At 61.9% G+C, this 11,291-nt stretch carries 12 protein-coding genes; 2 read left to right on the top strand and 10 right to left on the bottom strand.

Translation table 11 applies throughout. The features are described 5' to 3' along the window. Positions 1 to 86: 86 nt before the first annotated feature. From M9890_01820 to M9890_01830, 3 genes are read right to left on the bottom strand one after another with little or no spacing between them, the layout of a single operon-like run. Positions 87 to 740, bottom strand: a complete 654-nt coding sequence (locus tag M9890_01820; GenBank protein ID MCO5175693.1) for a hypothetical protein — start codon at positions 738 to 740, stop codon at positions 87 to 89. After that, a complete protein-coding gene (locus tag M9890_01825; protein ID MCO5175694.1) occupies positions 737 to 1,450 on the bottom strand; it encodes a hypothetical protein in 714 nt (237 codons plus the stop codon). The genes M9890_01820 and M9890_01825 overlap by 4 nt, the downstream gene beginning before the upstream one ends. Then, positions 1,447 to 2,304, bottom strand: coding sequence for a metallophosphoesterase (locus M9890_01830; GenBank protein MCO5175695.1), 858 nt, complete (start codon positions 2,302 to 2,304; stop codon positions 1,447 to 1,449). Before M9890_01830 ends, M9890_01825 begins: the two co-directional genes overlap by 4 nt. A gap of 236 nt (positions 2,305 to 2,540) precedes the next feature. On the opposite strand from M9890_01830, the gene ppk1 reads away from it, so the two are divergent. Then, positions 2,541 to 4,679: a polyphosphate kinase 1 gene (ppk1, locus tag M9890_01835; protein MCO5175696.1), complete on the top strand. Its 2,139-nt coding sequence runs from the start codon at positions 2,541 to 2,543 to the stop codon at positions 4,677 to 4,679. Here ppk1 and M9890_01840 read toward each other — a convergent pair. From M9890_01840 to M9890_01870, 7 genes are all read right to left on the bottom strand, one after another. Then, the gene (locus M9890_01840) at positions 4,654 to 4,854 is read right to left on the bottom strand and encodes a hypothetical protein (protein MCO5175697.1); all 201 of its coding nucleotides are present in this window, start codon (positions 4,852 to 4,854) and stop codon (positions 4,654 to 4,656) included. The two genes, ppk1 and M9890_01840, sit on opposite strands and share 26 nt — an antisense overlap. Next, positions 4,851 to 5,693 carry a CoA ester lyase gene (locus tag M9890_01845; GenBank protein MCO5175698.1) on the bottom strand — a complete coding sequence of 281 codons (843 nt, stop codon included), beginning with the start codon at positions 5,691 to 5,693 and terminating at the stop codon, positions 4,851 to 4,853. The genes M9890_01840 and M9890_01845 overlap by 4 nt, the downstream gene beginning before the upstream one ends. Positions 5,694 to 5,698: 5 nt before the next feature. After that, positions 5,699 to 6,178 carry a CBS domain-containing protein gene (locus tag M9890_01850; protein ID MCO5175699.1) on the bottom strand — a complete coding sequence of 160 codons (480 nt, stop codon included), beginning with the start codon at positions 6,176 to 6,178 and terminating at the stop codon, positions 5,699 to 5,701. Positions 6,179 to 6,340: 162 nt separating this feature from the next. Continuing rightward, complete coding sequence (locus tag M9890_01855; protein ID MCO5175700.1) at positions 6,341 to 7,495, bottom strand: hypothetical protein; 1,155 nt, start codon at positions 7,493 to 7,495, stop codon at positions 6,341 to 6,343. 84 nt (positions 7,496 to 7,579) lie between these two features. After that, positions 7,580 to 8,002, bottom strand: coding sequence for a RidA family protein (locus tag M9890_01860; protein MCO5175701.1), 423 nt, complete (start codon positions 8,000 to 8,002; stop codon positions 7,580 to 7,582). Continuing rightward, entirely contained in the window at positions 7,989 to 9,056 is a 1,068-nt protein-coding gene (locus M9890_01865; GenBank protein ID MCO5175702.1) for an arginase family protein, read from the bottom strand. The genes M9890_01860 and M9890_01865 overlap by 14 nt, the downstream gene beginning before the upstream one ends. A gap of 3 nt (positions 9,057 to 9,059) precedes the next feature. Then, complete coding sequence (locus M9890_01870; protein ID MCO5175703.1) at positions 9,060 to 10,322, bottom strand: glycosyltransferase family 4 protein; 1,263 nt, start codon at positions 10,320 to 10,322, stop codon at positions 9,060 to 9,062. A gap of 206 nt (positions 10,323 to 10,528) precedes the next feature. On the opposite strand from M9890_01870, the gene M9890_01875 reads away from it, so the two are divergent. Next, positions 10,529 to 11,278, top strand: a complete 750-nt coding sequence (locus tag M9890_01875; protein MCO5175704.1) for a fumarylacetoacetate hydrolase family protein — start codon at positions 10,529 to 10,531, stop codon at positions 11,276 to 11,278. Positions 11,279 to 11,291: the final 13 nt, after the last annotated feature.

The raw sequence follows: 11,291 nt of genomic DNA on the forward strand, positions 1-11,291 counted from the left end.
CGCCATCCATGCCGTCGAACTGCTCTCGTCGTGCCATGGCGTGTCCTCATCTTTGCAACGGTGCGTGCCCTCAGGTTCGGCACAGATCAGAGGATTTCCTTGACCTTCGTCCTGATCGTCCGGGCAATATCATCTACATCTTCGTTGCCGTCGATAACGGTGAATGCATACGACTGGCTGAGGCGCTCGAACTCGTCGAACACCCGCTGCTGATAGATCTGAAACGATTCGGCCGGGTCGCTGCTCAGGCCGAGGTCCATTCCGACTTCGTAGCGGTCGATTGCTTTGACTGGCGTGCTGGGTACGCGATCCTTGGTCACCTCTGGCGGTACGCGCAAGTAGAACACAGCGTCTGGCTCAGGTGCGAAGCCATATAGCGTTTCCAGCCATGCGTGGTTTGCACCCCGCGCGACATCGCGGGCGAAGGCGGTGTAGATGTAGCGATCTGCGACCACGATTTCGCCACGCTCCAGTGCGGGGCGAATGACGTTTGCGACGCGATCAGTGAAGTCAGCGGCGTAGAACAGGCTGAAGGTGATCGGTCGTAGCTCTCCGGCCGCCTTGGCTTTGTGGATCGCCTTCGAGATGTGCGGCGACGTGCTCCAGTCGGTCCGGATCGGCTCAATTTCGCGTCGACGCAGCCAATCCAGCAGCAAGCGGACCTGTGTGCTGCGCCCGGAGCGGTCGATGCCTTCGATCACGAACAGGCGTCCTGGAAGAGCGGGCGCTGCTGCGCTCATGCCGACTCCATCCGTTCCAGCATTCCGGCGACGATCGAGCGTAACTCCAGTTGCTGTTTGCGCACCGGGTCGCGCGCATCCAGCGCAACCATGTCGAATGGGCGCACGAATTGCTCGTATTCGGCGACGACGCGCTCCTGGAACTGACGGAACGATCCGAGCTGTCCACGCACTCCGGCTTGCTCGTCAGCTTCCTCGATCGTCGATTCACCGGCGATTCCCATGACCCGACCTAGCGAGGTATCGGCGTCAATACGCAGATAGACGGACAGATCGGGTCGGACGGCGAAGCCATAGAGATTGAGGATCCAGTCGATCTCGACGCCGCGCGCGATGTCGCGAGCGAACGCGGTATAGACATAACGATCGGCGAGCACGACGTAACCGGCACGCAGGGCGGGGATGACCTCGTTGTCGTTGCGCTCGGCCATGTCGATCGCGTGCAGGATCGAGTAGGTGCGCGCTGCGAGCGTGCGTTGTCGACGCGCTTCGGCGATTGTCTTGGATACGAGCTTCGAGGAGTTCCAGGACGTGCGGACAACGCCATAGCCCTGCACGCGCAGCCAGGTGTCAAGCATGTCGATCTGCGTCGCCCGACCCGACCCGTCGACACCGTCGACGGTGATGAGTGCGCCCGGGAATGTGTGGTGTTCCCAGGACGATGGATTGGCTGGATCAAGCCGACTGGTCGGCCAGCGATCATCGGTCATGCGGACCGCTTCTTCCCTTTGCGACGATCGCCCATATCAACGAGAACACGGGACGGGACATCGCCCAACGAGTGGAATTCCGCCCTGACACTGCCGTGCTGCTCGATATCGTAAGACAGCAAACCGACCGCCTTGCCGGGCGAGCGATCCAGCAGCGACGGCGCGTTGACGACGGCCATAACGCGATTGTCGCGGTCAAGCTGCCAGACGTTTACGCGGTGCAGGTGCGCGCAGAGCACGAGGTCGACTCGCGCTTCGAGAAGCAGTTCGAGGATATCGCCGGCGTTCGGCAGAATGTCGCCCTCCTTCAGCTTCTTGCCCGGCACAGGCATCAGCGACCGATGCGTGCAGAAGATGCGGGTCAGCTTCGGCGATGAGCCCTCGAAGTACGCTAGTGCGCGATGCAGTGCGTCTTCCGGTATGACTGGTTCGCTATCCAGACCGACGATGCAGGCTTCGCGCGTGCGGTCGAAGAAGTCGACATCGGCGAAGAAGTCGAGGAACGGCGTGGTACGCGGTCGGTCGTGGTCGTTTTGCTCCAGCGCAGTGTCCGGCGCTGTCAGAAAATAATCCAGGTCGGAGTCCGGCGGTCGAGTTGGACCGGGGCCACCAGCGAGGTAATCGCGATTCCCCGGGATCGCCCTGATGCGATCGAGCCCGAGTGAGGTCAGAAAATCAACCACCGGACCGAACTGCTCGACCAGTCCACGCTGCGTGAGATCGCCGCTCACGATGATCAGATCAGGTTCGAGCTTGTCGATGATCCCACGTGCTAATTCCAGGCCGAGATCGACGTCCGGGCCCGGTGCATAGTGAAGGTCAGACAGTTGCACGATACGCAGTTGGCTACTCACTCTCGATTGAATCGACCTAAAGCGTAGGACAGATGATACGCTGCAAAAAAGAAGTTTGTGTTAAGCCGCTGCGTCGAGTGTCGGGTACAGTGAATTCAATGGACCTCGGCGCGGCACCATCTGGCGTACTGGACAGCAGGCGATGCTGCGTCGATCATGCGACGTAAGCCATGTGGCACGTAGCTCGTGCCGCGACCGTGGTGAGATTCAGCACGATGACAAAGAGACGGCGACCCGTGACGAGCAGACGAGACCGAGCCAATGCCGCGGCGTTGAAAGCGCCGGAGCTGTACATCAACCGTGAGCTGAGTTGGCTGGAGTTCAATCGGCGCGTCCTCGAAGAGGCGCAGGACACAGGCAACCCGCTGCTGGAGCGCGCGAAGTTTCTCTCAATCTTCTCGTCCAATCTCGATGAGTTCTTCATGGTGCGAGTTGCAGGAATCGTCGGTCAGGTGCGTGCCGGCGATGACACGGCTGCTCGCGATGGTCTCACCCCTGCGGAACAGCTATCGGCGATCAAGCTGCTGGCCACCGAGATGTCAGTCCGCCAGCGCGAATGCTGGCACGGCGAGATCGTCCCGGCGTTGCGCGAGCACGGTGTGCATATCGAGACGTACGCAACGCTCTCAGGGCGCGACCGGCGCTCGCTGACCCGCTACTTCGAGCGGCAGATCTTCCCGGTGCTGACGCCGCTGGCGGTTGACTCCGGCCACCCGTTCCCGCACATCTCGAATCGCAGCCTGAATCTGCTGATCCTCATTGAGGACGAACTGGGACGCCACATTGCGCGGATGAAGATTCCGCCGGTTCTGCCACGCTTCGTTCAGATCCCCGATGCTGACGGCGGGCCGCCGCCGAGTTCTCGGCGCAAGCTCCGCTACGTGATGCTGGAAGACATCATCGAAGCGAACCTCGATCAACTGTTCCCCGGCAAGCAGATTCAGAGTAGCTACTCTTTCCGTGTCACCCGCGATGCAGATTTCGAGGTCGCCGCCTCAACCGGCGACAGCCTGCTCAAGGCGATAGAACGTGAGCTCGATCAGCGTCTATTTGGCTTCCCCGTGCGGTTGACTGTTGACGACTCAATGCCGGCGGAGCTGCGCACCTGGCTCGCAGATCAGCTCGGCGCGGCAGAGACAGATGTCTATATGATGGATCGTCCGCACGGTCTGTCGGATGTCATCGAGCTGTATTCAATTGATCGTCCAGCGTTGAAGGACAAGGCGTTTGTGCCGCGCTATCCGGAAGTCCTGAGCCAGGCAGATTCGATCTTCCAGGCGATCCGCAAGCAGGATGTGCTCCTGTATCACCCGTACGATTCGTTCGCGCCGGTTGTCGATTTCGTGCGTCAGGCCGCGTCCGATGAGGATGTCGTCGCGTTCAAGCAGACGCTCTATCGCGTCGGTGCGCACTCGCCGCTGGTCGATGCGCTGATGGAAGCACGCGACGACGAAACGCAGATCGCAGTGCTGGTGGAGTTGCGTGCCCGCTTCGATGAAGAGAGCAACATCAACTGGGCGCGGTCGATGGAGGCCGAGGGCATCCACGTTGCCTATGGCCTGCCCAAGCTGAAGACGCACTGCAAGATCGCGATGGTTGTCCGCCGCGAGGGTAACGATTTGCGGCAGTACATTCATCTCGGAACCGGTAACTACAATGTCGCGACGTCGAGAATCTATACCGATCTGGGGCTGATGACCTGCGATCCGGACATCGCCGCGGACGTCACGGATGTCTTCAATTATTTGACCGGCTATTCGGCGCAGACCGAATATCGCAAGCTCCTCGTCGCACCGGTGAACCTGCGAACCAGCCTGATAGCGCTGATCGAGCGCGAGATGACGTTTGGCTCCAAGGGCCGCATCATCATGAAGGCCAACGCGCTATCCGATTATGGGATTGCTGAGGCGCTCTATCGCGCCGCGAAAGCCGGGGTGCAGATCGATCTCATCATCCGCGGCATCTGCGTCTTGCGCCCCGGAATCGAGGGACTGAGCGAGAACATCCGCGTCGTCAGCATTGTCGGCCGCTTCCTTGAGCACGTCAGATTGTTCTACTTCAAGCACGCAGGACCGGACGGCAAGGAGTGCATGTACGCAGGCAGCGCCGACCTGATGCGTCGCAACCTCGACTATCGGGTCGAGATCCTCTTCCCGATTCAGGATCGCTCGATCCTGGAGCGCCTGCGCGACGGCATTCTGGAGTTGCAGTTGCGCGACAACGTGCGTGCCCGTGAGCTCCAGCGCGATGGGTCATATGTGCGTTTGTCGCCAAAGGATGGCGAAGCGCCACTCGATTCACAACTGGTACATCTGAACTATGAGCCGAGCGCCGCCGCTCGCGCGTTCATCACTGCGCGGCAGGACCCTGATTAGCGTCGGTTGTCTCGTCCGCTGCAGGTAACCTGCCGAACTGTGCGAGCAGGTCCAGCAGCTCATGCTCGCGCAGGGCGAGGGTTGCACGGGCGTCCTCCAATGCCTGGAGAGCGTCGGCCAGGCGTTGCTCGGCGGCGGCGATCCTCGCGTCAGCGTCTTCGGCGTTGGACGTCATGCGGACTGCCTGCTCGCGCGCGCCAGCAGCGCGCGGGCACGCTCGGCGACAGGCGGATCTACCATCGCGCCATCGACCGACACGGCACCGTGGCCCTCGTGGACAGCGGCGTCGTACGCCTCAACGATCCGGCGAGCTTTGTCGACCTCGTCGCTCGACGGAGCGAAGGCGACGTGAATCGTCGGAATCTGCGCCGGATGGATCGCGAACTTGCCGTCGAAACCCATCGCTGCCGCCATCTCGCATTCGCGTTGCAGTGGCGCGGTGTCACGGAATTCCGGGCAGATGCTGTCCCACGCTGCGATCCCCGCCGCCCGCGCGGCCAGTAGCAGCATCCAGCGGGCAGCCTGTAGCTCTGCGCCGTCGGGCGTCCGCCGCATGCCGATCGAAGCGCTGAGGTCTTCTCCGCCCAGGAAGAGGCCGGTGACACCAATGGCATCGGCGAACGCTTCGGCGTGGAGCAGGGATCGAGGCGTCTCGATGTTGACAACGAGATCGCGGCCGACAGCGAGGCGACGAACTGGCTCGAGCTCGATCACACGATCGACCTTTGGCACGACGAGAGTGACATCGGCGTGGTCGGTAACCGCGCGCAAGTCGTCTTCAACGCAGCCGAAGCGTGGCGCATTGATCCGCACGAAGCGTTGCACAGGCGAGCCCGTCGGCCAGTCGGCGAGCGCCGCTGCGACGTGCCGGCGGGCCTCTTCCTTCTTCGCTAGCGGCACGCTGTCTTCCAGATCGAGGACGACAGCGTCAGCACCGCGCTCGGTCGCCTTGGCCAGCATTTCCTGCCGGTGGCCGGGCACGAAGAGGAGTGATCGGGGCAGAGGGATTGTCATCGTCTTTACGAGCCCGGTGGTTCGCGTTCCAGGATGATTGTTGTGCCGCCACACTTCGGGCACACGCTCAGCCGCTCGAAGCCGCGAGTGTAGTAGCCGCACGATTCGCACGACCAGCGGGTCACGGCGAACAGGCGAACGAGGTCGGAGCGCGAGATGATCCCGACGACCTGCGCATCCCGCACGACCGGAACGCGGCGAACGTGCTGGCTGATCAGGATTCGTGCAACTGCCTCGGCGTCGGTGTCTTCGCCGACACTCAGGACGTCGCGAGTCATGATATCGGCAACTGTCGTGCCCTCTTTGGCGATGATGTCGAACTCGGTCACCATGCCAACCAGGCGCTTGTCCTCAACGACTGGCATACCGGAAATACGTTCGGTGAACAGTGTTCGGGCGGCCGACTCAATTGGTGTATCCGGGGTCACGGTCATGACCTCGCTGGTCATGATCTCGGTGACCAGCGTCCTGCTAGCAACCGACATAGTCCCATCTCCTCACGCTGTACCTGTTTCATCGTTGCAGGTGATTGACACGGGGAGCGTATCACTCACGACGCGAGGCAACGCACGAACGCCGCCACGCGGATTGAGTCCTATCATGATGGGATATTCGCGACAGTACGGCAAGGTGAACACCGAAACTGGTCAGTTGTCCGCGGCCGCCTCGGGCAGCTCCGTTCGGAGAGCTTCGATGTTTTGCCGCATCACGGCGAGCATGTCCTTGCGTAAGCCGCGCGATGCTGTCGCCACGTCGTTGAGGATTTGCGATAGCGAGCGCGGGTCATCGGCAAGGATGTCGCCGACCTCGTCGTGGAGCGCGCTGCGGAACGCACTCTCCAGACCGCCACGAACAATTCGCAGCACCTTGTTGTCGCCGCCAAGTCCTGCCTTCTCGATCTCGGCGCGAACTTCGCGGATGCGGATCGGCAGAGTTGCGACTTCGCCAATTGCGGTGCGGGCTCGAACTTGTGGCTCCACGTCCATCGACCACCGTTCGACGACCTCGAACGCGTTCGTCGCCCGTTCGGCGCGCATCGTGACTGCTGCCGCGACCATACCGGGTTCGGGCTCCGACGCTGGCTCGCTGGTCAGCAACGGCCGATGCTCTTCACCCCACAGATAGAAGCAGGCGCAACTGAGGCGGAAGTAGTAAATCGCCGAAATCAGGTTGTTGCGCGGCGTCACCGGTAGCTCATCAATGCGGGCCAGCGGGCCGATCAGCCGGCTCTCCGGAAGCCCGACGAAAAGCTGATCCGGACGTGGCGGAATCGTTACGACCTCGGACCGGTCTACTGTCGCGCGTCGACCAGTCGTGACGCGGCGCAGCAGGTGTTCGCTCATCTCCGATTCCGGCGAGAGGAAGACGCCACGGACAATGCGTGGAGCCGAGAGGCCATGCGCAGCGCGCGTCTCATCGACGATCTGGTGCGCGGCACCGCCGACATCAAGCAGGTTGCTGACGACCGCCGCACTGACCTGGCTCGGTCGGATCCGATCCGGTGCGAATTTGGCGTCGGCTGCCTGGAGAATTGGTTGGTCTTTGCCCCGTTGCGTGCCAATCAGCAGAAAATCCGGGTTCTCAAGCTGATGACGATTTGCTTCCTTCGAAACTTCCGGGACATCGTCGAGCCGCATCACCGAAACGATTCGATAGGCGTCGTCGTGAGGGATGGGCCACTCGGTGCCCTCGGCATCGCGGAGCACCTCGGCACAACGAATTGCCCAGCGATCACCGATGTGGCGGCTGGCACCTCCGCGGTCGCTCCAGATCATGAGTTGGCGGTCGAGTGCGGCAGCCATGAGGTGACCACCTGGTAGGCGCGTCGATCGGACATTCTCTCCGTCGCCCGCGCGATGATGTCCCGCCATGTAGGTTTTGGCCTCCTATGCTCGGCTTTCGTCAGCGCCTGTGTTGTTGATGATTGCCTCGGCGTCTATCTCAATCAGCATACGCGGGTCAATCAGCCAGGAAATCCCAATCAATGTGCCGGTCGGTCGAGTGTCGAGAAACGCTTCGCCAAGCGCTCGGCAGGCATCTTCTACATCCTCTCGTCGGGTCAGATAGACGCGATAACGGATGAGATCTGCCAGTGTTGCTCCGGCTTGCTCCAGCGCGAGACGAATATTCTCGATCGTCTGCTTCGTCTGAATGTACGCGTCACCAATGCCGGCCAGCTCTCCGGAAGGCAGCGTCGCTGTCGTGCCGGAAACGAAAATCCGATCACCAAGCTTGATCGCTCGGGAGTAACCAACCTCGCGTTCCCAGACGGTACCGGTGCTAAACAGTTCGCGGCTATTCGTTGCCATGTGCATCTCCGTCCATTGACGCAACGACTCCGGCCATTGCATAGAGGAATACATACAACATGCACCAGTGGAGCCGCATTGCGTCGAATGGCATGGCCATGAAGGCGATGCCGCCGAAGCGGTCGCGGCCGGCCGCTTTGCCGACCTCGTACGCCCCCCAGCAGACTTCTGCCACCGACAGCCCCAGCGGCTCGTCGCCGAAGTCGCCAGACTCGCCGATATCCAGTACATCTGGATCGACAGCGAGCCAGACTTTGTCCGCCCCGCCAATCGACTTCCCCATCACCGAGGCGATCCACTCCTCATAATTCTGACGGCGCGCCCGTGCGATTTGCCAGTAGGTGATGATGTTGTCGCGCTGGACGCCCTTATCGAGGAATCGCTGAATTACATCGCGGTCGTTGCGCGGCCCACGGAGACCGACATGGGTGTAGCGAGCAGGATCGACATTCGGCAGGTCGAGAATGCGCCGTGCCCAGGTCGATCCCCAGCGCGGCAAGCGCGGGTCGTCCTCCTCGATCTCGCCGGTCAGGTTGTCGTGGTGGGCATCGAAGTTGATAACGGCAACCGGCCCCTGCGCTGCCGCGGCAACCGCTTTCAGAACGCCGTAGGTCGACGGGCCGGAATTCCCGCCAAGCGTGAAGGGGATCGCGCCCGCCCGGATGATCTCAGTGACGCGATCGCCGGTCGTAGCGAATGTGGTGGCGTGATCGTTCGATATCTCAACATCGCCATAATCGACCAGACCCAGGCGCTCGAAGACATCAATGTCCAGCTCCGGCAGGTAGCCACCGTACTTGACGGAGTTGGTTCGGAACGTGCTCGGCGTGAGGTTCGTACCGAAGTAGTTGGAGCCTGCCGCGCCAATGCGTGAGTCGGGCACCGGCGCTTGCCACGGCACTCCGAGGAACACGATGTCGCTGCCGGCCAGGTCGCTTGGCGTTCGGGCCGGTGGCGCTCCGAAGAGCGTCGGAACGCTGCCGTAGTGGCGCGGCAACTGCATCCCAACAACTGGATCAGATGGCTTGCGTGGCCACTTCAAGTTCTCGCTCATCGTCTATCCCCTCTTCCAGAGTCGGCCAGACCAGTCGATCGGCGTATGCTGTCCTGCCTGCTCCCGTCGTTGACCGTGCTCAATCGCCGTGTCGATTGCCTCGTTCATTCGCATGCTGATCGTTGACCAGTCGTATTCGCGGACGAGTTGCGCTCCATTGTCGCGCAGAATCTGCGCTTGTTCGGGGTCCGCCATGGCAGTAACAACCGCATTTGCGAACGCCTGCGGTTCGTCGGCCAGCAGCGTTGTGCGGTCAATGCCCGGGATACCCTCGGCCCCGATCGTGGTCGAGACGACTGGGGCTCCGGCGGCGAGTGCCTCGAAAATCTTCAGGCGCGTGCCTCCGCCGGAGCGTAGTGGCACGATCGCGACCGCAGCCGACCACAGCCACGGGCGAATGTCCGCGACTCTTCCGGTGACGACGACCTCGTCGGTGGCGCGGGCGAGCAGCCAGTCCGGCGGGTCTGCTCCGACGAACACGGTTCGCGCTCCCGGCATGCGCTCGCGAACGAGCGGTTCAATCTCGTCCAGGTACCAGCGTGCCGCGTCGCTGTTCGGCTGGTGACGCATGACGCCAGTGAAGACGATGTCGTTGCGACGCTCCGCATCGGTCGGGCGTGCGAACGCAGCGACATCAGTGCCATTGGGCACGACACGCGTCGTCGCTCCAGAAGCTGCGGCAATGGACGCGGCGTCGCGGTCTGACGTAGCGACGACGACGTCTGCCGAGCGCCACAGGCGGCGCTCCAGTTGGGTGACCTTCCGTGCTTCGGCCAGCTTCAGCGATCGCTCGATGTCGCTGTCCGCGTTCCGCGCCACGCGCAAGAGCAGCTCGGCTTCGACATCGTGGGCATCGATCACTGTTGGGCAGGGGCGCGGTGGCTGGAACAGCGCCGTTCGCGTGGATTCATAAAGGATGCAATCAATGTTGCGCGTGAGAAAGAGGCGATCCAGCACGCCCTGCATAGACTCGGACCAGGTCGATAGCTCAACAAACGACTTGCGCGACGAGATCGATCGCACCTGCAGCCTGCGCTTGGTGCGATTGGCCGGATGCCGCGGCGTCCAGGGGTGGGGGACGCAGGTGATGTTGCCGAGCGCACGCAGGGTGTCCAGCTCCAGATCGTCAGCATCGGTGATCGGGCAGAGGATCGTTACCTCGTGGGTGCGCGAGAGTTCGCGAATAAGATGAAACGAGCGCAGGGCACCGCCAAACTCCGGCGGCGTCGGCAGCCACGGCGTCACGACAACCAGATGTCGGCTCATGCCGACATCCGGGCGTTGTCGTCTCGGCAGTGTCGTCTACAATGACGCCATAGGGGCTGGAACAGAAATGACCTCCGGATCGCTGACGTGCAGCGCTGATGCCGGGCGACCAACCACAGTTCGTGGCGTCGGCTGCTGCATCTTAATCCAAAATCAGATCAACGCCGGTGGCCGGCGCTGATTGCAATCGAAAGCAGGAGGGCGACATGCGACGAGTTCGATTTGCGGCTGATGGCGAGATTCACGAAGGTGAGTCAATCGAACAGGATACGGTGCTGCGCGGCAACGCCGGCCGACTGTACAACCCGGCCGATGTCGTCTGGCTGCCACCGGTGAAGCCGGGCAAGGTCGTTGGTCTGGCACTCAACTATGCTGACCACGCAGAAGAGCTCGGGCTTGCTTCGCCGGAAGAGCCCGCCCTGTTCTTCAAGCCGTTGACCTCGCTGATCGGCAACGGCGCGCCGGTCATTGCGCCGCCGAACGTTGAGTACATGCACTATGAAGTCGAGCTGGCCGTCGTCATCGGTCGTGGTGGACGCAAGATCCGCCAGAGTGAGGCGATGGACCACGTGCTCGGCTACACGATCGCGAATGACGTCACTGTTCGCGACTTCGTGCACAACTTCTATCGCCCGCCGGTGAAGGCCAAGGGCTTCGACACGTTCGGCCCGCTCGGCCCGTACCTCGTAATCGACGAAGTTGACGACCCGAACAATCTGGAGCTGCGAGCATTCGTCAATGGCGAGCTTCGCCAGACCGGTACGACGTCGCTCTTCGTCCGCGACATTCCGACGTTGATCGAGTACATCAGCGATTTCATGTCGCTGGAGCCGAATGATGTCATCCTGACCGGCACGCCGAAGGGGATCAGTCACATCTATCCGGGCGATGTCATGCGGCTTGAGGTCGACGGTTTGGGTGCGCTTGAGAATCCAGTGATTGCAGACGCATCCTGATACGCAGTTCGAT

This window comes from Thermomicrobiales bacterium (assembly GCA_023954495.1).
GTDB lineage: Bacteria > Chloroflexota > Chloroflexia > Thermomicrobiales > CFX8 > JAMLIA01.